The 20509-nt window shown below is 61.1% G+C and carries 17 protein-coding genes; 11 read left to right on the forward strand and 6 right to left on the reverse strand.

The window, feature by feature from the left end; translation table 11 throughout:
* Positions 1-177: 177 nt before the first annotated feature.
* The 3 genes from HY836_RS16425 to HY836_RS16435 form a co-directional block, all read right to left on the reverse strand.
* A complete protein-coding gene (locus HY836_RS16425; RefSeq protein ID WP_290678198.1) occupies positions 178-1938 on the reverse strand; it encodes a PhoH family protein in 1761 nt (586 codons plus the stop codon).
* A 349-nt stretch (positions 1939-2287) separates the two neighbouring features.
* Positions 2288-2767, reverse strand: a complete 480-nt coding sequence (locus HY836_RS16430) for a peroxiredoxin (protein ID WP_290678201.1) — start codon at positions 2765-2767, stop codon at positions 2288-2290.
* Between the two features lie 128 nt (positions 2768-2895).
* On the reverse strand, positions 2896-3270 hold the full coding sequence (locus HY836_RS16435; protein ID WP_290678204.1) for an Mth938-like domain-containing protein: 375 nt from the start codon (positions 3268-3270) through the stop codon (positions 2896-2898).
* A gap of 159 nt (positions 3271-3429) precedes the next feature.
* On the opposite strand from HY836_RS16435, the gene HY836_RS16440 reads away from it, so the two are divergent.
* The 9 genes from HY836_RS16440 to HY836_RS16480 all read left to right on the forward strand — a co-directional run bounded on the left by HY836_RS16440 (position 3430) and on the right by HY836_RS16480 (position 14748).
* On the forward strand, positions 3430-4653 hold the full coding sequence (locus HY836_RS16440) for a pyridoxal phosphate-dependent aminotransferase (protein ID WP_290678207.1): 1224 nt from the start codon (positions 3430-3432) through the stop codon (positions 4651-4653).
* An 85-nt stretch (positions 4654-4738) separates the two neighbouring features.
* Positions 4739-6061, forward strand: coding sequence for a homoserine dehydrogenase (locus HY836_RS16445; RefSeq protein WP_290678297.1), 1323 nt, complete (start codon positions 4739-4741; stop codon positions 6059-6061).
* 2 nt (positions 6062-6063) lie between these two features.
* Positions 6064-7485: a threonine synthase gene (gene thrC / locus HY836_RS16450; RefSeq protein ID WP_290678210.1), complete on the forward strand. Its 1422-nt coding sequence runs from the start codon at positions 6064-6066 to the stop codon at positions 7483-7485.
* A 1-nt stretch (position 7486) separates the two neighbouring features.
* A complete protein-coding gene (gene glp / locus HY836_RS16455; protein WP_290678213.1) occupies positions 7487-8791 on the forward strand; it encodes a gephyrin-like molybdotransferase Glp in 1305 nt (434 codons plus the stop codon).
* Positions 8792-8813: 22 nt separating this feature from the next.
* On the forward strand, positions 8814-9074 hold the full coding sequence (gene moaD / locus HY836_RS16460; protein WP_290678216.1) for a molybdopterin converting factor subunit 1: 261 nt from the start codon (positions 8814-8816) through the stop codon (positions 9072-9074).
* A 1-nt stretch (position 9075) separates the two neighbouring features.
* The gene (locus tag HY836_RS16465; RefSeq protein WP_290678219.1) at positions 9076-9645 is read left to right on the forward strand and encodes a molybdenum cofactor biosynthesis protein MoaE; all 570 of its coding nucleotides are present in this window, start codon (positions 9076-9078) and stop codon (positions 9643-9645) included.
* A gap of 85 nt (positions 9646-9730) precedes the next feature.
* Positions 9731-10897 (forward strand): GGDEF domain-containing protein, encoded by a 1167-nt coding sequence (locus HY836_RS16470; protein ID WP_290678222.1) that lies wholly within the window; start codon positions 9731-9733, stop codon positions 10895-10897.
* Between the two features lie 139 nt (positions 10898-11036).
* A complete protein-coding gene (gene clpB / locus HY836_RS16475; protein WP_290678225.1) occupies positions 11037-13631 on the forward strand; it encodes an ATP-dependent chaperone ClpB in 2595 nt (864 codons plus the stop codon).
* A 178-nt stretch (positions 13632-13809) separates the two neighbouring features.
* Positions 13810-14748: a PEP-CTERM sorting domain-containing protein gene (locus tag HY836_RS16480; protein ID WP_290678229.1), complete on the forward strand. Its 939-nt coding sequence runs from the start codon at positions 13810-13812 to the stop codon at positions 14746-14748.
* A gap of 19 nt (positions 14749-14767) precedes the next feature.
* Here the strand turns inward: HY836_RS16480 and HY836_RS16485 are convergent, their stop codons facing one another.
* Positions 14768-15847 carry an MBL fold metallo-hydrolase gene (locus HY836_RS16485; RefSeq protein ID WP_290678232.1) on the reverse strand — a complete coding sequence of 360 codons (1080 nt, stop codon included), beginning with the start codon at positions 15845-15847 and terminating at the stop codon, positions 14768-14770.
* Between the two features lie 177 nt (positions 15848-16024).
* Here HY836_RS16485 and HY836_RS16490 point away from each other — a divergent pair, with 177 nt between their 5' ends.
* Entirely contained in the window at positions 16025-16441 is a 417-nt protein-coding gene (locus HY836_RS16490; protein ID WP_290678235.1) for a globin domain-containing protein, read from the forward strand.
* 111 nt (positions 16442-16552) lie between these two features.
* Here the strand turns inward: HY836_RS16490 and HY836_RS16495 are convergent, their stop codons facing one another.
* Together HY836_RS16495 and HY836_RS16500 are read right to left on the reverse strand one after the other, a co-directional pair.
* Positions 16553-18079: a fumarate hydratase gene (locus HY836_RS16495; protein ID WP_290678238.1), complete on the reverse strand. Its 1527-nt coding sequence runs from the start codon at positions 18077-18079 to the stop codon at positions 16553-16555.
* A gap of 103 nt (positions 18080-18182) precedes the next feature.
* The gene (locus HY836_RS16500) at positions 18183-18785 is read right to left on the reverse strand and encodes a TIGR00645 family protein (protein ID WP_290678241.1); all 603 of its coding nucleotides are present in this window, start codon (positions 18783-18785) and stop codon (positions 18183-18185) included.
* 249 nt (positions 18786-19034) lie between these two features.
* Here HY836_RS16500 and HY836_RS16505 point away from each other — a divergent pair, with 249 nt between their 5' ends.
* The gene (locus HY836_RS16505) at positions 19035-20342 is read left to right on the forward strand and encodes an HD domain-containing phosphohydrolase (RefSeq protein WP_290678244.1); all 1308 of its coding nucleotides are present in this window, start codon (positions 19035-19037) and stop codon (positions 20340-20342) included.
* The last annotated feature ends 167 nt before the right edge of the window (positions 20343-20509 follow it).

Here is a 20509-nt window from a genome sequence, read left to right on the forward strand (position 1 = left end):
ACCCCATCAGCTGGCAAGGTCGCCAACGTCTCATTCAGCGCATCTTGAAGCAAGCCCATGAAATAAAAAGGGAACGTGAAACACGTTCCCTTTTTACAGCCTGTCAGATCACGCGAGGCTTAACTGACTGGCATTGCCCCGAAGGGCCCTTGGCGGTGCTGACGCGTTGTGGCGCGGTCAGAGCACTTCAGAGGCAAAGTCGGCCAGGCGTGAACGCTCGCCACGAGCCAGCGTGACGTGTCCGCTGTGCGGCCAGCCCTTGAACTTGTCCACGGCATACGTCAGGCCCGAGCTGCCCTCAGTCAGATACGGGGTGTCGATCTGCGCCAGGTTACCCAGACAGATGATCTTCGTGCCCGGGCCGGCGCGGGTGATCAAGGTCTTCATCTGCTTGGGCGTCAGATTCTGCGCCTCGTCGATGATCAGGAACTTGTTCAGGAAGGTGCGACCCCGCATGAAGTTCATGCTCTTGATCTTGATCTTGCTGCGCACCAGTTCATTGGTGGCCGCGCGACCCCATTCACCCGCGCTGTTGTCGCCCCGTGCGAGCACTTCGAGGTTGTCGTCCAGCGCACCCATCCAGGGCGACATCTTTTCTTCTTCCGTGCCAGGCAGGAAGCCGATGTCTTCGCCCACCGGCACCGTCACGCGGGTGACGATGATTTCGGTGTAGCGGCGCTCGTCAAGCACTTGGCACAAGGCGGCGGCCAGCGTCATCAATGTCTTGCCGGTGCCGGCCGAGCCCGTCAGCGTCACGAAGTCGCATTCAGGGTCCATCAGCAGGTTCAGGGCAAAGTTCTGTTCGCGATTGCGTGCGGCCACACCCCACACCGAGTGTTTCTGGTTGGCGTAGTCCTTCAAGGTCTTGAGCACGGCCGTCTTGCCCGTGATCTCGATGACCTTGCCGTACCAGGGTGTCACGCCCGGGCTTTCCAGGTACACGAACTGGTTGACCAGGAACACCGGCACCATGGGACCAGCCACACGGTAGTAGGTGATGCCGCCTTGCTGCCAGCTCTCCATGCCCTTGGCGTGGCGCTCCCAGAAATCGCCGGGCAGGGGCAGCACGCCGGTGTAGAGCAGGTCGCCGTCTTCCAGGGTCTTGTCGTTGAAGTAGTCTTCAGCGATCAGGCCCAGGGCACGCGCCTTGATGCGCATGTTGATGTCCTTGGACACCAGCACGACATCGCGGCCCGGATGCTGGCTGCGCAAGGCTTGCACCACACCCAGGATCTGGTTGTCAGCCTTGCCTTGCGGCAGGCCTGCTGGCAGATGCACTTCCATGCCCATGGTCTGGAAGTAAAGCTTGCCTTTGGCCTCGACGTGGCCGGTCTTGGTCAGATCGATACCTGACGCGGGGTCGAGTTGCTGGCGGCTGCTCATGTCGGCGGCCAGAGAGTCCAGATCGCGGCTGACCTGACGGGCGTTGCGCGCCACTTCGGTCATGCCCTTCTTGTGCCCGTCCAGCTCTTCGAGCGTGATCATGGGCAGGTAGACGTCGTGTTCCTCGAAACGGAACAAGGACATCGGATCGTGCAGCAGGACGTTGGTGTCCAGCACGAAGAGCTTGGCTGGCCCACCCACATCGCGGCGGCGACGCGTGGTGCTCGAACCAGGTGAGGGCAGGTTGCGCGCCTTGGCGCTGTCGCCGTTGGACGCTTTGGCGGCCACTGGAGCCGAATCGGATTTGTCCGCCACGATGGGGGCGGCAGCGCGCCCCGTTTTGGTGCTGGCGGGCTTGAGTGCAGTCACTTTTTCTACAACGGCGGCCGCGGGCTTGACCAGTTCCAGCACGGGGGGCTGGACCATGGCAGGCGCTGCTTTGGCCGAGGCGGAGCGGGTGGTGCTCTTGGCTTGCTTGACAGGTTTGGGCTGGGACGTGAAGTCGTCAGCTTTCAGCATGTCAGCGCGTTTGGTGGGCGGCTTGGGCAGAGGCATGATGATGTCCGTCAATAGTGAAGGCACAAACAAAAAGGCCGCACAGGACAATGTGCGGCCTCAGGCTGGTCGATCTCGCAGGCATCGGGTCGATGCTCGGCGGATCGGTGGTCAGACAGTGGACTGAGTTCAAAACAGCTCAGATGCATGAAATTCATTATGCACACTCCGTGCCCGCTGCGGCAGCGTGTTGCGGCAGGTCAACAGGCCGAATGCATCACGCTTTCCCTGACGATGTTTCATGGTCAGGGCAAGTCCTCTCGGTAGCGACCCCCAAAAATAAAGGCGCCCGTGAAGGCGCCTTCTCAGATCCTGTTGGATCAGGTGGATGCTGAGCCTGATGGATGGATCAGGCCGCTTCTTGCTTCAGGTCCTTCACGGCCTTGAGCACGTCATCGACGTGGCCTGCGACCTTGATGCCGCGCCATTCTTCGCGCAGCACGCCGTCAGGGCCGATCAGGAAGGTCGAGCGTTCGATGCCCTTGACCTTCTTGCCGTACATGATCTTGTTCTTGACCACACCGAACATGTGGCAAAGCTTTTCTTCCGTATCGGCAATGAGTTCAAAGGGCAACTCGAGGTTTTCCTTGAACTTGTCGTGGGAGGTGAGGTTGTCTCGCGAGACACCAAACACCACGGCACCAGCCTTGATGAATTCCTTGTGTTTGTCACGGAATTGCATGGCTTCGGTGGTGCATCCAGGTGTATGGTCCTTCGGGTAGAAGTACAGCACCACGGTCTGTCCGACAAAACCTTGAGGCGTGAATTTCACGCCTCCGGTTGCGACAGCTTCAAATTCCGGCAAAGGTTTGTTGAGGGCGGGTGTCATGTTGTAGTGATCAGCAGCCTGCTTGACTAGCCTGCGATTATAAAGTGCTTCTGAGGCTCCCCCTCGGCCAAGGGGTACATCCCCCACAAGGAGGGCCCGCTTTTCTATGCTTTACATGTGTTTTCGCATCATGAATGGATGAGCAGGGCCGCCATGACCTGCCGGCCCTCACCCACCAGAATGTTGTAGGTGCGGCACGCGGCAGGGGTGTCCATGGTCTCGAAACCGATGCGTGCAGCCATCAAGGGGCGCAACAGGGCTGGTGGTGGAAAACGCAACTGGCGGCCGCTACCGAAGATCACCAGCTCCGGGCGAGCCTGGAGGATCTGCTCGAAGTGAGCCTCGGTCAGCTCGGACAAGGAAGTCACCGGCCAGGGGATCATGGGCCCCGTGGGCGGCACCAGGATGCTGCTCGTGTAGGCCTCACCGTTCACCGATATCGAGTCCGGGGTGCAGGCATTGATGATGTTCACGCCTTCGGCGCGGTCGGGTTGGAGTTTCATGTGGTGCAAGGCGGGACCAGCCTGTGGGGCGCGCGCTGGTCGTATCAGTGTGGTTAAATTCTAGCTTTCCCTCATGTCGCCCGCGATTGGCCTTCCCGGACAGCCGCCAGGGTTTTGAGGCACTGTCAGTTCCCGCTACGCCCGTCATCGGAGACCGTTTTGAAGCCCATCGCCAAGTCCAGCAAACTCGCCAACGTCTGTTATGACATCCGTGGGCCCGTGCTGGAGAAGGCGCGGCAGATGGAAGAGGACGGGCACAAGATCATCAAGCTGAACATCGGCAACCTGGCTGTGTTTGGCCTGGAGCCGCCTGACGAGATCGTGCAGGACATGATCCGCAATCTGTCGGGCGCCGCCGGCTACACCGACTCCAAGGGCTTGTTCGCGCCGCGCAAGTCGGTGGTGCACTACTGCCAGGAAAAGGGCATCCAGGGCGTGACGGTTGATGACGTCTACCTGGGTAATGGCGCATCCGAGTTGATCGTGATGGCGCTCAATGCCTTGCTCAATGTGGATGACGAAGTCCTGCTGCCGGCGCCTGACTATCCCCTGTACACGGCCGCCGTAGCCCTGTCGGGTGGTCGCCCAGTGCATTACATCTGTGACGAGCAGGCTGACTGGTATCCCGACATCGCCGACATCCGCGCCAAGATCACGCCGCGCACCAAGGCCATCGTCGTCATCAACCCCAACAACCCCACGGGTGCGCTCTACCCCGAGAGCCTGTTGAAGGAAATCATCCAGGTCGCACGCGAGCATCAACTCATCGTGATGGCCGATGAAATCTACGACAAGACCTTGTACGACGGCGCCACGCACACCTCCATGGCCTCGCTGGCCGATGACGTGCTGTTCCTGACCTTCAACGGCCTGAGCAAGAACTACCGCTCCTGCGGCTACCGCGCCGGCTGGATGGTGGTGTCGGGTGAGAAGCGCCATGCCAAGGACTACATTGAAGGCCTCAACATGCTGGCCTCGATGCGGCTGTGCGCCAACACGCCTGGCCAGTTGGCCATTCAAACGGCCTTGGGTGGCTATCAAAGCATCAAGGATCTGGTGGCGCCAACAGGCCGCCTGTGCAAGCAGCGCGATCTGGCTTACGAGATGCTCAACCAGATCCCTGGCGTGAGCGTGGTCAAGCCCAAGGGGGCCTTGTACATGTTCCCCAAGCTGGATCCCAAGATGTACCCGATCGCCGACGATCAGCAGTTTGCCTATGAACTGCTGGCGGAAGAAAAGGTGCTGATCGTGCAAGGCACGGGCTTCAACTGGACTCATCCGGATCACTTCCGTCTGGTGTTCTTGCCCAACAGCGACGACCTGGCCGAGGCCATCAACCGCATCGCGCGCTTCCTGGAAAGCTATCGCAAGCGCCACGCCTGATCACAGACTTCCTTTATCCCTGCGTGGCGCCGATCGGTCGCCCGCCTATGTTTTCAAGAGAGATTCGAGAATGAGCCAACAACAACTGCGACCCGTGAAGGTCGGCCTGCTGGGAATCGGTACCGTCGGTGGCGGCACGTTCACCGTGTTGAAGCGCAACCAGGAAGAGATCCGTCGTCGCGCAGGTCGCGGCATCGAGATCGCCATGGTGGCCGACCTGAACACCGAGCTGGCCAAGAAGGTTGTGGGTGATTCTGCGCAGATCGTGTCAGACGCTCGTGCGGTGATCGCCAATCCCGAGATCGACGTGGTCGTCGAGTTGATCGGTGGCTATGGCATTGCCAAGGCCCTGGTGCTGGAAGCCATCGCGGCCGGCAAGCACGTGGTGACGGCCAACAAGGCTCTGCTGGCCGTGCATGGCACCGAGATCTTCGCTGCAGCCCGTGAAAAGGGTGTGATGGTGGCCTTTGAAGCCGCGGTGGCCGGTGGCATCCCCATCATCAAGGCGCTGCGTGAGGGCCTGACGGCCAACCAGATCCAGTGGGTGGCCGGCATCATCAACGGCACGACGAACTTCATCCTGTCCGAGATGCGTGACAAGGGCCTGGACTTCGACGTGGTGCTGAAAGAAGCGCAGCGCCTGGGTTACGCCGAAGCCGATCCGACGTTCGACATTGAAGGTGTGGATGCCGCCCACAAGGCGACGATCATGAGCGCCATCGCCTTTGGCGTGCCCGTTCAGTTCGACAAGGCACATGTGGAAGGCATCACGCAACTGTCGGCCACGGACATCAAGTACGCCGAACAACTGGGTTATCGCATCAAGCTGTTGGGTATTGCGCGCCGCCAGGCCAATGGCATCGAGCTGCGCACCCACCCGACCCTGGTGCCGATGCGTCGTCTGATCGCCAACGTCGAGGGCGCGATGAATGCCGTGATGGTGCAAGGTGATGCCGTTGGCACGACCATGTACTACGGCAAGGGTGCAGGTGCTGAGCCCACCGCATCCGCTGTCGTGGCCGATCTGGTGGACATCGCCCGCCTGATCGATGCCGCACCGGCCGCACGCGTGCCGTATCTGGCCTTCCAGCCTGATTCGATGTCGTCGCTGCCCATCCTGCCTATCGAGGAGGTCGTCACGTCCTTCTACATTCGCCTGCGTGTGGCCGATCAGACAGGTGTGCTGGCCAAGATCACCGGCATCCTGGCCGAACAGGGCATCTCGATTGACGCCGTCATCCAGCGTGAAGCCGATGAAGTCAGCGGTGAAGGCGGCAACCAGACCGACCTGATCATCCTGACCCACGATACCAAGGAAGGCCGCATGAACACGGCCCTGGCCGCCATGCAGGCTCTACCGACCGTGCTGGCCCCCATCGTGCGTCTGCGCAAGGAAGAGCTCGCCTGATCATGAAATACATCAGCACACGTGGCGACAAGACCGAGCGCGGTTTTTCCGAGATCCTGCTCGAAGGCCTGGCCCCCGATGGTGGCCTGTACCTGCCCACCTCCTACCCCAAGATCGACGACGCGACGCTGACCAAGTGGCGTGGCCTGAGCTACGCCGAACTGGCTGGCGAGATCCTGTCGCTCTACATCGACGACATCCCGCAGGTTGACATCAAGGCGCTGGCCGCCAAGACCTACACCAAGGCGGTGTACGGTTTTGACGAGATCACGCCCCTGAAGCCGCTCGAACCTGGTCTGGCGCTTCAAGCGCTGTCCAACGGCCCTACGCTGGCTTTCAAGGACATGGCCATGCAGCTGTTGGGCAATCTGTTCGAGTACGAACTGGCCCGCCGTGGCGAGTCGCTCAACATCCTGGGTGCCACCTCGGGAGACACCGGCAGCGCGGCTGAATACGCCATGCGCGGCAAGAAGGGGGTGCGTGTGTTCATGCTCTCGCCCAACGGCCGCATGAGCCCCTTCCAGCAGGCTCAGATGTTCAGCCTGCAGGATCCCAACATCCATAACCTCGCGGTGGAAGGCGTGTTCGACGACTGCCAGGACATCGTCAAGGCCGTCTCCAACGACCTGGAATTCAAGCGCAAGTACAAGATCGGCACGGTCAACTCGATCAACTGGGCCCGACTGCTGGCTCAGGTCGTGTACTACTTCGCCGGTTACTTCTACGCCACCAGGTCGAATGCCGAGAAGGTCAGCTTCACCGTGCCTTCGGGCAACTTCGGCAACGTGTGCGCCGGCCATGTGGCCCGCATGATGGGCTTGCCCATCGACACCCTGGTTGTGGCCACCAACGAGAACAACGTGCTCGACGAGTTCTTCCGCACCGGCAGCTACCGCGTGCGCGGCAGTGCCGAAACGTACGAGACCTCATCGCCTTCGATGGACATCTCCAAGGCCTCGAACTTTGAACGCTTCGTGTTTGATCTGTTGGGTCGTGACGGCGCACGTGTGAAGGCCTTGTTCAAGGACGAGATCGAACAGCGTGGCGAGTTCCACCTCACCGCTGAAGAGTTCGCCAAGGTGGCCGGCTACGGCTTCACATCTGGCGCCAGCAAGCATGGCGATCGCCTCAACACGATCAAGGACACCTTCGAGCGCTTCGGCGTCATGATCGACACCCACACGGCCGACGGCCTGAAGGTGGCGCGTGAGCACACCAAGCCAGGCGTGACCATGCTGGTGCTGGAAACCGCCTTGCCTGCCAAGTTCGCCTCCACCATCGTGGAAGCCACAGGCCGACAGCCCGAGCGCCCGCACTGGATCGCCGGTCTGGATGGTTTGGAAGACTTGCCCAAGCGTTTCAAGGTGATGCCCAATCAGACGCAGGCCATCAAGGACTACGTCGTCCTGCATTGCAACGACTGATATGGCCACGGCCTTCAAGCCCCTGATGCCTCTGGATGAGGCCTGGTCCGTGCTGCGTGCGGCCGTCGAGCAGCATGTGGCGGGCCCGCAAGGTCAGCGCCAGACGGAGTCGATCAGCAGCTTCGAGGCTTTGGGTCGGGTGCTGGCTGAAACGGTGGTGTCGCCTGTCGATGTGCCGCCACTGGACAACAGCGCCATGGATGGCTATGCCGTGCGCTCGGCTGACCTGGCTCAGGCCGGGCAGGCGGGGGCTGCGCCTGAAGCCATCACCTTGCCGCAGGCCCAGCGCATTGCGGCCGGGCAGGTGGGGGCGGCCTTGCAGGCGGGGCAATGCGCGCGCATCTTCACGGGGGCGCCCGTACCCGTTGGTGCGGATGCTGTGGTGATGCAGGAGCACACCACTGCCGACCCTGGCACCGGTACCGTGCGTTTCAATGAGCCGGTGAAAGCCGGGCAGAACATCCGTCGCCGCGGTGAAGACATCGCCCAAGGGCTGGCCGTGCTGCAAGCCGGTTTGCGCCTGACCGCCGCCGGGCTCGGCGTGGCAGCCTCCGTGGGCAGGGCTGACCTCACCGTGTTCAAGCAACCCCGCGTCGGCATCCTGACGACGGGCAATGAACTGGTGATGCCCGGGCAGCCTTTGCCGCCCGGTGCGATCTACAACAGCAACCGACATACGCTGCGCGGCCTGGTGCAGGCTGCGGGCGGGCGGGCTCAGGATCTGGGCATCGTGCCTGACCAACTGGATGCCACCCGTGCTGCGCTGCGCGAGGCCGCACAACACAATGACCTGGTGATCAGCAGTGGCGGTGTGTCCGTTGGCGAAGAAGATCATCTGCGCAACGCCGTGGTGGCGGAAGGCGGCCTGGATTTCTGGGCCCTGGCCATCAAACCCGGCAAACCGTTTGTGTTTGGCTGGCTCCAGCGTGCCGATGGCAGCCGAGCCCTGTACATGGGCCTGCCTGGCAACCCGGTGGCCAGCTACGTCACCTTCCTGCTGCTGGTGCGCCCGGTACTGGCCGTGCTGGCCGGCGAGGCCTGGGCCTTGCCCCAGTCACTCCAGTTGCAAGCTGATTTCACCTGGCCCAAGGCCGACAAGCGGCGTGAATTTGCGCGAGCCCGCCTGGGTGCGGACGGCCGCGTCACCTTGTACCCCAATCAGGGCTCGGGCGTGTTGACCTCGGCCGTCTGGGCCGATGGCCTGCTTGATCTGCTCCCTGGTCAGACGGTGCAACCTGGCGATACAGTGTCCTACCTGCCTCTGGCCGAGTTGCTGCAACCTGCCAGTGGCGCCCGTCAGGCCTGACCTGGCTGAACCGCCTCTCATCATGAAGATTCAAGTGCGTTACTTCGCCTCCGTGCGAGAAAAGCTCGGCGCGGGCGAAACCGTGCAACTCGACGGGGCACAGGTGCCGCGTAACGTGGGCGAACTGCAGGATTGGCTGGCCCGGCAGTCGGAGGCGCACGGCCTTGCGCTGGATGAGGCCCGTGGCCTGCGCACGGCCTTGAACCAGACCTTGTGCATGCCTGATGAGCCCTTGAGCGACGGCGACGAAGTCGCCTTTTTCCCGCCCGTGACCGGAGGCTGACATGAGCGACGACCTTCGGGCGCAGCGCTGCCTTTCCCTGGAGACGGCGCTCGGCTTCGTCCGCGTCGGGCCTGAAGATTTCGACCTGTCAGCTGAAGTGGGGGCCTTGCGTGCCGATGATGATGGCGTAGGCGCCATCGTCAGCTTCGTGGGCACGGTGCGCGAATGGCGCCAGCAACAGGATGCCGAGGTGGTGGCGGGCGCGGGTGGCCAACCTTCCATCATGGAACTGGAGCACTACCCCGGCATGACCGAGCGCAGCATCGCCGAGATCATCGTGCAGGCCTGGCAGCGTTTTGATGTGCGTGGCGTGCGTGTCATCCACCGCGTGGGGCCGTTGCATGTTCGTGATCAGATCGTGCTGGTGGCGGTCACCTCTGCCCATCGTGGGCAGGCCTTCCAGTGCGCCGAGTTCCTCATGGATTGGCTCAAGACCCAGGCCCCCTTCTGGAAGAAGGAGTCATCAGGCGGCGAAAGCCGTTGGGTGGATGCCCGTACGGCGGACGATGAAGCCGCTGCACGCTGGGGCGGGCTGGCTGCCAACCGGGTTAACGCCAGAAACGGCGGCTGATTCCTGTTGTTGTTAAACGATCCGGGTGTCAATCTGGCGCCCGGCATGCCGATATCACTGTACTTTCAGAGTATAAAAATCGGGCATGTTGTCGATCGACGTTTACACCTGTTATGCGGTTTCCGGCGCCGGCTCCCTGGTAGGGCTGGGGCTGCTGGCCATGGTCCGCACGGAGCAAGCCCGTGTGAGCTACGCCCTGGGGCTGTTCCGCTGGGCCTTGCTGTGCCTGACTGCGTTGCTGTGCGTGCAACTCAGCCCTTTGAGCATGCGGCCGGAGGTGTTGAAGGGCGCGATCGGGTTCGCCGGGATGGGCGTGGCGCTACTGGCCTGGGCGTTTCGCCAGCTCAATGGACGGCGCACGCATCCGGTTGTCGGCCTGGTGCTGACCTTGCTGGTGGGCCTGGCCCTGTGGGCGGGGGCACTGCTCGGCTCTGATTCTCAATACGTGCACACGATCGGCGTCGTGTTCTGCCTGGTCAGCGTCGGCATGGCGGTGGACCAGGGCATCATCACCTGGCGCAATGGCAAGTTCACGGGTGGCGATCTGGCCTTGCTGGTGGCTGCGTGTGAATTCGCGCTGAACTGGGTGATCCTGCTTTACTGGGTCTGGACCCAGTCGGGGCCTTATCCCTCGCACTGGCTCTACATGCCGGAGTGGCTCACCCCCGTCACAGGCTTGAGCTTTGCCTTGCTGCCACTGGCGGTGTCATCCGTGGTGTTCGCGTCCGTCAATGATCGCCTGATGCAACAGTTGAGGGCGCGCTCCTTGTCCGACGACCTGACCGGCGCCTTGTCTCGCCGGGGCTTGCGTGAACTGGGCGAGCGCATGGTGGCGCTGCAATCCACCCAGGCGACCATGCTGGCCGTTCTGATGATCGATATCGACTTTTTCAAGGACGTTAACGACCGATACGGCCATGCCATGGGTGATGACGTGCTTCGCCACGTCACGAATTCGGTGCGCGATCACCTTCGGGAAGACGCCTTGCTGGCCCGCTATGGCGGCGAGGAGTTCTCGGTGTTGCTGCCCGTTCGCTCCAGGCTGGAGGCGCAATCCGTGGCAGAGCGGGTGCGTGAAATCGTCGAGCTCAGCCCGTTTGAGACGCCCACGGGCGAAATCCGCGTGACGGTCAGCATCGGTCTGGCATTCCACCGGGAAGACACCACCTTGGAAGAGGACCTGGCGCGTGCAGACGCCCACCTCTACCAGGCCAAGCACACGGGCCGCAATCGCGTTGTCGCAGGCGATTGACGGCGTCGGATTCGCTCCTGGCGTTTGATCTGCCGCAAGTCGAAGGGGTTCTAGGGGCTTGAAAAGCGCCGCCAACGCCCTATCTTCATGAGCAATCGGCCCCAAACGTACCGGGGCCCTCCGACTATCAGGAGTGCTCATGCGACTCGACAAACTCACCACCAAATTCCAGGAAGCGCTGACCGAGGCCCAGAGCCTGGCGGTGACGCGCGACAACCCCTATATCGAACCGGCCCACATCCTGCTGGCCATGCTGCGCCAGGACGATGGCCCGCGCGCCTTGCTGGAAAAAGCGGGCGTCAAGGTGCCTGGCCTGGTCACAGAGCTGGAAAAGCAGATCGACAAGCTGCCGCAAGTGCAGGGCGCCGATCAGGTGCAGGCCGGGCGTGATACGGTCAGCCTGCTGCAAGGTGCCGAGAAGGAGGCCCACAAGCAGGGCGACCCGTACATCGCCAGCGAGATGTTCCTGCTGGCCCTGGCCGATCACAAGGGTGACACGGCCATCGCTGCACGCGATTTCGGTCTGAACCGCAAGTCGCTGGAAGCCGCTGTCAAAGCCGTCCGAGGAGACCAGAAGGTGGACAACCCCGAAGCCGAAGGCCAGCGCGAAGCGCTCAAGAAATATACGCTGGACCTGACCGAGCGCGCCCGCGCCGGCAAGCTCGACCCGGTGATCGGCCGTGACGAAGAAATCCGCCGCACCATCCAGATCTTGCAGCGCCGCAGCAAGAACAACCCCGTGTTGATCGGTGAGCCCGGCGTGGGCAAGACCGCCATCGTGGAAGGCCTGGCCCAGCGCATCGTGGCCGGCGAGGTGCCCGACACCTTGAAGAACAAGCGCGTGCTGGTGCTCGACATGGCCTTGTTGCTGGCCGGTGCCAAATACCGTGGCGACTTCGAAGAGCGCCTCAAGAACGTGCTCAAGGAAGTGGCCAAGGACGAAGGCCAGACCATCATGTTCATCGACGAGATCCACACCATGGTCGGTGCGGGCAAGGCCGATGGCGCGATGGACGCCGGCAACATGCTCAAGCCCGCCCTGGCGCGCGGCGAGCTGCACTGCATTGGCGCGACCACGCTGGACGAATACCGCAAGTACATCGAGAAGGACGCCGCGCTGGAACGCCGCTTCCAGAAGATCCTCGTGGGCGAGCCCACCGTCGAGGCCACCATCGCCATCCTGCGCGGCCTGCAGGAGAAGTACGAAGTCCACCATGGCGTCGAGATCACCGACCCGGCCATTGTGGCCGCAGCCGAGCTGTCCAACCGCTACATCACTGATCGCTTCCTGCCGGACAAGGCCATCGATCTGATCGATGAAGCCGCTGCCAAGATCAAGATCGAAATCGACTCCAAGCCCGAGGCCCTGGACCGCCTTGATCGCCGCCTGATCCAGCTGAAGATCGAGCGCGAAGCCGTCAAGCGTGAGAAGGACGAGGCCTCCATCAAGCGCCTGGGTCTGATCGAAGAGGAGATCACCAAGCTGGAGCGCGAATACGCCGATCTGGAAGAAATCTGGAAGGCTGAAAAGGCGCAGGCCCAAGGCTCGGCCACGGTCAAGGAAGACATCGACAAGATCCGCTTCCAGATCGAGGAGTTCAAGCGCAAGGGCGATTTCAACAAGGTGGCCGAGCTGCAATACGGCAAGCTGCCCGAGCTGGAAAAGCGCCTGAAGGATGCGCAGGACAAGGAGAGCGCCAAGACCAAGGCCAGTGGCAAGCCCACCTTGCTGCGCACACAGGTTGGTGCCGAAGAGATCGCCGAAGTGGTGGCCCGTGCCACCGGCATTCCCGTGTCCAAACTGATGCAGGGCGAGCGCGACAAGCTGCTGGCCATGGAAGACAAGCTGCATGAGCGTGTGGTCGGCCAGCAGGAAGCCATTGCGGCCGTGTCTGACGCCATCCGCCGCTCACGTGCGGGCCTGTCTGACCCGAACCGTCCCTACGGCTCCTTCCTGTTCCTGGGGCCCACGGGCGTGGGCAAGACCGAGTTGTGCAAGGCCCTGGCCGGCTTCCTGTTCGACAGCGAAGAACACCTCATCCGCATCGACATGAGCGAGTTCATGGAGAAGCACTCGGTGAGCCGACTGATTGGCGCGCCTCCGGGCTATGTGGGCTACGAAGAGGGCGGCACGCTGACCGAGGCCGTGCGTCGCAAGCCTTACAGCGTGGTGCTGCTCGATGAGGTCGAGAAGGCGCACCCGGACGTGTTCAATGTGCTGCTGCAAGTGCTCGATGATGGCCGCCTGACCGATGGCCAGGGCCGTACCGTGGACTTCAAGAACACTGTGATCGTGATGACCTCCAACCTGGGCTCGCACCACATCATGCAGATGGCGGGGCAGCCTTCAGAGGAGATCAAGGACGCCGTGTGGGTCGAGGTCAAGCAGCACTTCCGCCCCGAGTTCCTCAACCGCATCGACGAAGTGGTGGTGTTCCACGCGCTGGACATGGCCAACATCCAGTCGATCGCCAAGATCCAGCTCAAGGGCCTGGAGGGGCGCCTGGCTCAACTGGACATGAAGCTGGACGTGGCGCCCGAAGCCTTGATCGAGCTGGCCAAGGTGGGCTTCGACCCGGTGTTTGGTGCGCGGCCTTTGAAGCGCGCCATCCAGCAGCGCATCGAGAACCCGCTGTCCAAGTTGATCCTGCAAGGCAAGTTCGGGCCGAAGGACGTGATCCCGGTGAAGGTCAACGAGGCCGGGGAGTTCGAGTTCGATCGGACGGTGCACTGATCTGTAGCTTGATCACATTCAAGGAAGCCCGCATGGTCGAAGTCACCTTGCGGGCTTTTTCTATTTGGGTTGCACCTGGTTGTCGCGATTCCTGAACGCGCACGCGTTGTCATGGCGTCAAGCAGTTTTCCCGATAATATTCAGCGGACGTACATACCTAAGATTTCAGGAGGAATACATGACACGAATGAATTCGCTAGCACTCGCATGCGTGCTCTCCACCGTATCCTGCGCGGCCTTCGCTGCCTCGTCAGCATCTGCATCGGTTACGAACATCAAGTTCCAATTGATCGACCTTGCTCCGGATGACGGTATTGCGCCCAGCTTTACGTTCGGCGACGACAACGTGACCATGGCTTCCGGCTGGGTTGATGACTTTGGGCGCACGACGCCTTTGTATCCACTTTCGCAGTCAACACCTGGCTGGCTTGCAAGCCAATCTGGAAATTTGACATCCGCCTCGTCTGCCGCGATTGTGGATTGGAGCGCCGGCTCCCAGGGGCTAGGCTTGTCGGCCAGCGCACAGGGTTGGGGTGCTCAATACAACGTCTCGCTCGTCACCGGGGATGGCTCCGAGAGTGACTATCTGATGCGCAATTTGCGGCTCTCGGCGAATGCGCTCTTGAACGTGGAGTTGTCGTATTCATTGGACGCTAGTGCCAGTAATGCGCCGACTTGCCTCGCGAACGATGTTTGTTTGCGCTCGTCCAGTTTTACCACCGAGCGAGCGAATGCCAGCCTGGGGTTGAGTCTGGCCTATCACTATCTGGAAGATGGCTTGAACGTAGGCTATAGCAGGCTCGTTGGTGATTCCGTTCATGCCACGGCATCAGCGGGTATTCAGGCTGGCGCCTACATCTTTGATGACTCAACTGGCGACTTGCAGTTGGTCACCGATGAAGTGCCTGGAAGTGATCAGGCGAATCACGCTGACGGCGTTTTGAAGGTGTCGTTTTTCAATGCCAGCCAGAGCGATCAGCTAGCCAAGTTGCGGATTGGCATGACTGTTTGGGGTGCCGGTACAACGCAGGCCGTGCCTGAACCATCGAGCTTCGGCTTGTTTGCGCTCGGCGCTGCAGCCTTGTATGTCAGGTCTTGGCGAAACAGGAAGTGTTGATGGCGCGCGTTTGACAAGGTCAGGTTATGTCGCCCTGGTCTTGGTGACGAGCATGCAATTTCAGGGTCGCTCCAATTCCGACGGCCTGGAAATCTTCGTCGCGTAGACCTTGTGCTTTCATGGCTTGCGATAGCGCCTTCGGCGGCTCATCCAGCGCTTCATCCGTCAGCTGAAACGTGCCCCAGTGCACCGCTAACGCGCGCTTGCAGCCCAGGTCCTTGAAGATCTGCACGGCCTCTTCGGGGTTCACGTGCTGGTCTTTCATGAACCAGCGTGGCTCGTAGGCGCCGATGGGGAGCAGGGCGATGTCGAAACCGCCGCCTGACTCGGGCGTTTGCTCGCGTGCGAATTGCTGGCGGATATCGACGAAGTCCTTCGAGTAGGCCGTGTCGCCTGCAAAGAAAAGGTGGCAGTCTGGCGACAACACGGCAAAGCCTCCCCACAGGCTGCGCAGGGCGTCGGTCGCGGTTCGGGCAGACCAGTGCTGCGCTGGCGTCAAGGTCACGGGGATGCGCGCCGAGCGTTCCGTGGCGGCCAGCACATGGGTGTCCCACCAATCCAGTTCGATCACATGGTGGATGCCTCGCCTGGCAAACCAGTGCTTGTGCCCCAGTGGCGTGATGAACAGCGGGCACCCACCCGCCTGCCTGGACAAGGCCAGCAAGGAGCCCTCATCCATGTGGTCGTAATGGTTGTGCGACAACAGCACCACATCGACGTGAGGCAGTTGATCCATCGTCAAGCCAGGTGGGGTCTGGCGTTGAGGGCCAGCCCATTGGACGGGAAAGCAGCGATCCGAAAAGACCGGGTCCGTGAGAAAGTTCAGTCCACCCATCTGGGCCAGCACGGTGATGTGGCCGACCCATGTGACGGCTGGTTGCATGGCCAGGCCTGCCTGGGCATTGGCATGGATGAAGGTCAGATCTGGCGCCACAACGGGGATGGGCGTGCTGATGGGGCGAGGGTGTCCTGCGCGCCATGCCTGCCAGCGCCAGCGCAAGATCTCATGCCAGCGCTTGCCTCTGAACGACATGTAGTTGTTCTGGAAGCCATCAGGCCGATGGTGCTTCTTCGCCGGGTTGTAGTAGTGGTTCTTCATGTGCGCGTGTCTGGGCAGCGATGATCCGGTGGAGGGGAGGCTTATGGTCGACGGTTGCGTCAAGACTACCCAATAGACAAGCGCGACGTCCGAGAAGACCTGGATTTCTGGCGCATATTGACACCATGGCCCGCGTCATGTCCCGTACGATGGACGCAATTATTCATGGGGCGTGAAATGGACAATTTCCTCACAGAGTCAGAAAAGGAATCCATTCGGGAGACGGTCGCCGCGGCCAAGCAAGGCATCGATAAACTGGTCGATGATTTTTACACCCGGCTCTTTGATCTGGAACCCAGTCTGCGGCCGCTTTTCGCCACTGATCTGAGCGATCAGAAAAAGAAGCTCGTGTCGATGCTCGTGTCGATCGTATCGTTGCTGGATAAGCCAGAACAACTGCTCGTCGCGGCACGTGCGCTAGGAAAGCGGCATACAGCCTACGGCGTTTCCCGCGAAGACTTTGAGCCCGTTGGCAATGCACTCATCGGTGCCTTGGCCTCGGCCGCAGCCGATCAGTGGGATTTCGATAAAGAGCAAGCGTGGGTGCATCTCTACTCTGCACTGACGGCCGAGATGCTGTCGGAATTCTCCTGAGATGCCGCGTGCGCTTTGCCGCGCACTGTAGTTGAGGAAAAAAGGCCCTTGAGTGATCAAGGGCCTTTCTTATTTATTCAACTATTCAAGCGCACATCAAGTGCCGTCACTTCAAGCCACGCTGACGGGGATCTTCCCGATCTTGGCTTGCCAGGTCTTGGGCCCTTCTATGTGGGCGCTGGTGCCACCGCTGTCCACGGCCACGGTCACCGGCATATCGACCACGTCGAACTCATAGATGGCCTCCATGCCCAGGTCGGCAAAGCCCACCACCTTGGCGGCCTTGATGGCCTTGGAGACCAGGTAGGCTGAGCCGCCCACGGCCATCAGGTAGGCCGACTTGTGCTTCTTGATCGCTTCGATGGCCGTAGGGCCACGCTCTGCTTTGCCCACCATCGAGATCAGGCCGGTCTGGGCCAGCATCATCTCGGTGAAGCTGTCCATGCGGGTGGCCGTGGTGGGGCCTGCGGGGCCAACCACTTCGTCACGCACGGGGTCCACGGGGCCTACGTAATAGATGACGCGGTTGGTGAAGTCCACAGGCAGTTGCTCGCCCTTGGCCAACATGTCCTGGATGCGCTTGTGGGCGGCATCGCGGCCGGTCAGCATCTTGCCGTTGAGCAGCAGGGTGTCGCCGGGCTTCCAGCTGGCCACTTCTTCCTTGGTCAGCGTGTTCAGATCGACGCGCTTGGACTTGTTGTAGTCAGGCGCCCAGTGCACGTTGGGCCACAGGTCCAGGCTGGGGGGATCCAGGTAGACCGGGCCGGAGCCGTCCATCACGAAGTGGGCATGGCGGGTGGCCGCGCAGTTCGGGATCATGGCGATCGGCTTGGATGCAGCGTGCGTGGGGTAGGTCTTGATCTTGACGTCCAGCACGGTGGTCAGGCCACCCAGGCCTTGTGCGCCAATGCCCAGCGCGTTGACCTTCTCGTACAGCTCGATGCGCAGTTCTTCCAGCTTGTTCTGGGGGCCGCGCTCCAGCAGTTCGTACATGTCGATGTCGTCCATCAACGATTCCTTGGCCAGCAAGGCAGCCTTCTCGGCCGTGCCACCCACGCCAATGCCCAGCATGCCGGGAGGGCACCAGCCGGCACCCATCGTTGGCACGGTCTTGAGCACCCAGTCCACGATGTTGTCGGACGGGTTGAGCATGTAGACCTTGGATTTGTTCTCGGAGCCGCCACCCTTGGCCGCCACGGTCACGTCCACCTTGTCACCGGGCACCAGTTCCATGAAGACCACGGCAGGCGTGTTGTCCTTGGTGTTCTTGCGCTCGAAGATCGGGTCGGAGAGCACCGAGGCGCGCAGCTTATTGTCGGGGTTGTTGTAACCCTTGCGCACGCCGTCGTCGATGGCTTCCTGGATGCTGCGGGCGCCAAAGCCTTCCCACTTCACGCCCATGCCGATCTTCAGGAACACGTTGACGATGCCGGTGTCCTGGCAGATGGGGCGCTTGCCTTCAGCGCACATGCGGCTGTTGGTCAGGATCTGCGCGATGGCGTCCTTGGCAGCCGGGCTTTGCTCACGCTCGTAAGCGCGGGCCAGATGGGCGATGTAGTCAGCGGGGTGGTAGTAGCTGATGTATTGCAGCGCGGCTGCGACACTTTCAACGAGATCGTCGTAGCGAATGGTCGTCATGGCAATGGCCTTTTTGAGGCGATTTGGGGGCGGGAAAAGGTGAAACGGGAAAACCGACATTGTGCCAAGGACCGGCCCGCTTGGCGCGCCGGTGCCTTGTCGATCAATGTTTGTCGTGCGATTCGCCCGCCGGGTGCAGGATGCGATCCGTCAAGGCGATGGCCAAGGCCGACAGCAGGAACGCGATGTGGATCACCGTTTGTGCGATCAAGGCCTTGTCCGAGTAGCTTTCGGCATTGATGAAGGTCTTGAGCAGGTGGATGGACGAAATCCCGATGATGGCGGTTCCCAGCTTGACTTTGAGCACCGAGGCGTTGACGTGGTCCAGCCACTCGGGCTGATCGGGGTGCTCGTCCAGGTTCATGCGCGACACGAAGGTTTCGTAGCCGCCCACGATCACCATGATCAGCAAGTTGGAGATCATCACCACATCGATGAGCCCCAGTACGACCAGCATGATGGTTGTCTCAGTCAGATGGTTCGGAATCGTGTCGCTGTGCTGACCGGAGGCCTCGAATATCAACTTGAGTGCTTCCTGGTTGCCCAGGGCTGCCTCCATGAGGTGCACCAGTTCGACCCAGAAGTGATAGACATAAACCACCTGGGCCAATATCAGGCCCAGATACAAAGGCAATTGCAGCCAACGGCTCGCAAAGATAAATGACGCCAGGAATCCTGGGTTGGGTGATTTGTGATTCGTGCTCATTGATTTGTGATGCGTAAGAGAGTCCGTTGCATTTTAATGATCGCACGATGGTGCGCCAGCAACACAAGTGCAAAGTCCTGTCAACCGGGTGGGCGATCGGGCGGAGGTCACTTTAACGTGACAATTTTCCGCAAGCCATGGCAGACCGTACTGGCAATGCGTGCAATCTGGCGCCTGAACATTCAGAATGAAAATACAAAATCTTGCTCGGCGCCATATTCGCAATAGTTTTTTCCGGGGAACGCCACCTTGTCCGCAGTACAGCACGCCACCGTCAACGTTCATTATCTGGATCACGTGATGACCGTGGCCGAAGAGCGTCAGGTTGAGGCCACCGAAGATATCTATTCCGAAAATGGCATGAAACTGGTGGCGAAGGGGTACGCCATCAACCGTTCCATGCGTGACAGGCTGATTGAACACAAGTTGATCAAGCCACTGGAAGACTGCATGGCCGTCTCCGATGGCGTGACGGGGCGGCGTTGTGCCGAAACCGCGCAACGCATGTTGGACACCTACCCGGTGCTGCGTGCGATCTGCCTGTCAGACAAACGCGTGAGCCCAGTCAAGCTCATGGAAGAGAGCACCTTTGCCGGGCGCCTGCAGACCCTGTTGACCGTCTATACCGAGCATCAAGCCGGCAAGCTCGATCACGCGGTGTGCGTGGCGCTGCTGGCGCTGAGCCTGGCGCAGCGCATGATGCCTGGAGAGAATGACATCCTGAGCGTGTTGCTTGTGGCGTCGCTCAGCCATGATGTGGGTGAGTTGTACATCGACCCCGCGTACCTTCAAAAAGATGCGCAACTGGGGCCCAAGGAGTGGCGCCATATTGCTGCACATCCCGTGATTGCGCATGGCCTCATGAAAGATCTTGCGGGCTTGGCCAAGCCTGCAAGTGCCCTGATCCTGGACCACCACGAGCGTCTGGACGGCTTTGGCTATCCTCAAGGTCGGCGTTCTGGCGAGGTGCCTGAGAGCGCGCAAATTCTGGCTGTGGCCGAGATGCTGGGTGGCATGCTGGACAAGGGTAGCGGTCTGCTGCAACAGGCCGAAGTGGCGGTCAAGCTGATCCATGGCGAGTTCAGCCGGCCGGTGATCGACGCCGTGAGCAAGACCTTCCGCGAGTGCCGGGATGTGGATGCCGTCGCTGAAGGAGAGGCTTTGCGTGATGCCTTGACTCGATCTCGTGAGCTGGGCGAGCGCCTGGGGCGCATCGTGCACGTACAGAGTGCGTTCAAGCCAGTGTTCGATCGTGCCAGCCCACCGTTCAAGGGGCTGTGGTCGCATGCGCAGGAGCGGTTCGAGAGCATTTGTCGCGCCTGGTCCAGCACTGGTCTGGACGTGCAACCTGATGGTGTGTGGCTGCAGCAGGAGTCTCCGACGATGCAACGCGAGGTTGCCATCATCCTCAGAGAGATCAACTGGCGACTGGGTGAGTTGGAGCGCGAGTTGCACGCCCGCGTCATCCGGCATGCGGCTGGCGATCTGCCTGTGCTGGAGCGCTACCTCAAGGAAGTGCAAGCCGCCGCAGTCAGGCCGGACGTGGCGACAGCCTGATCCTGATTGAGCGCCGTGATCGTTCGTGATGGCGCGAGACATATGTCGCAGGGGGTTGAAAATTCTCGCGGGTATCAGTTTCCAGCCTGCTTTGTGGCTTGGGGATAGTCCTTAGTAACAAGCTGTTGAGATGGGCGCATGGTGGCGAGTTGGCAAGGTTTGTTTGC

The sequence above is a fragment of the Aquabacterium sp. genome (assembly GCF_016234775.1).
Taxonomy (GTDB): Bacteria; Pseudomonadota; Gammaproteobacteria; order Burkholderiales; family Burkholderiaceae_C; genus Aquabacterium.

Bases quoted from the DNA above. Each gene is read 5' to 3' on its own strand.
- HY836_RS16425 (WP_290678198.1), bottom strand. From the start codon at position 1,938: ATGCCTCTGCCCAAGCCGCCCACCAAACGCGCTGACATGCTGAAAGCT.
- HY836_RS16430 (WP_290678201.1), bottom strand. From the start codon at position 2,767: ATGACACCCGCCCTCAACAAACCTTTGCCGGAATTTGAAGCTGTCGCA.
- HY836_RS16435 (WP_290678204.1), bottom strand. From the start codon at position 3,270: ATGAAACTCCAACCCGACCGCGCCGAAGGCGTGAACATCATCAATGCC.
- thrC (WP_290678210.1), top strand. From the start codon at position 6,064: ATGAAATACATCAGCACACGTGGCGACAAGACCGAGCGCGGTTTTTCC.
- glp (WP_290678213.1), top strand. From the start codon at position 7,487: ATGGCCACGGCCTTCAAGCCCCTGATGCCTCTGGATGAGGCCTGGTCC.
- moaD (WP_290678216.1), top strand. From the start codon at position 8,814: ATGAAGATTCAAGTGCGTTACTTCGCCTCCGTGCGAGAAAAGCTCGGC.
- HY836_RS16465 (WP_290678219.1), top strand. From the start codon at position 9,076: ATGAGCGACGACCTTCGGGCGCAGCGCTGCCTTTCCCTGGAGACGGCG.
- HY836_RS16470 (WP_290678222.1), top strand. From the start codon at position 9,731: ATGTTGTCGATCGACGTTTACACCTGTTATGCGGTTTCCGGCGCCGGC.
- clpB (WP_290678225.1), top strand. From the start codon at position 11,037: ATGCGACTCGACAAACTCACCACCAAATTCCAGGAAGCGCTGACCGAG.
- HY836_RS16480 (WP_290678229.1), top strand. From the start codon at position 13,810: ATGACACGAATGAATTCGCTAGCACTCGCATGCGTGCTCTCCACCGTA.
- HY836_RS16485 (WP_290678232.1), bottom strand. From the start codon at position 15,847: ATGAAGAACCACTACTACAACCCGGCGAAGAAGCACCATCGGCCTGAT.
- HY836_RS16490 (WP_290678235.1), top strand. From the start codon at position 16,025: ATGGACAATTTCCTCACAGAGTCAGAAAAGGAATCCATTCGGGAGACG.
- HY836_RS16495 (WP_290678238.1), bottom strand. From the start codon at position 18,079: ATGACGACCATTCGCTACGACGATCTCGTTGAAAGTGTCGCAGCCGCG.
- HY836_RS16500 (WP_290678241.1), bottom strand. From the start codon at position 18,785: ATGAGCACGAATCACAAATCACCCAACCCAGGATTCCTGGCGTCATTT.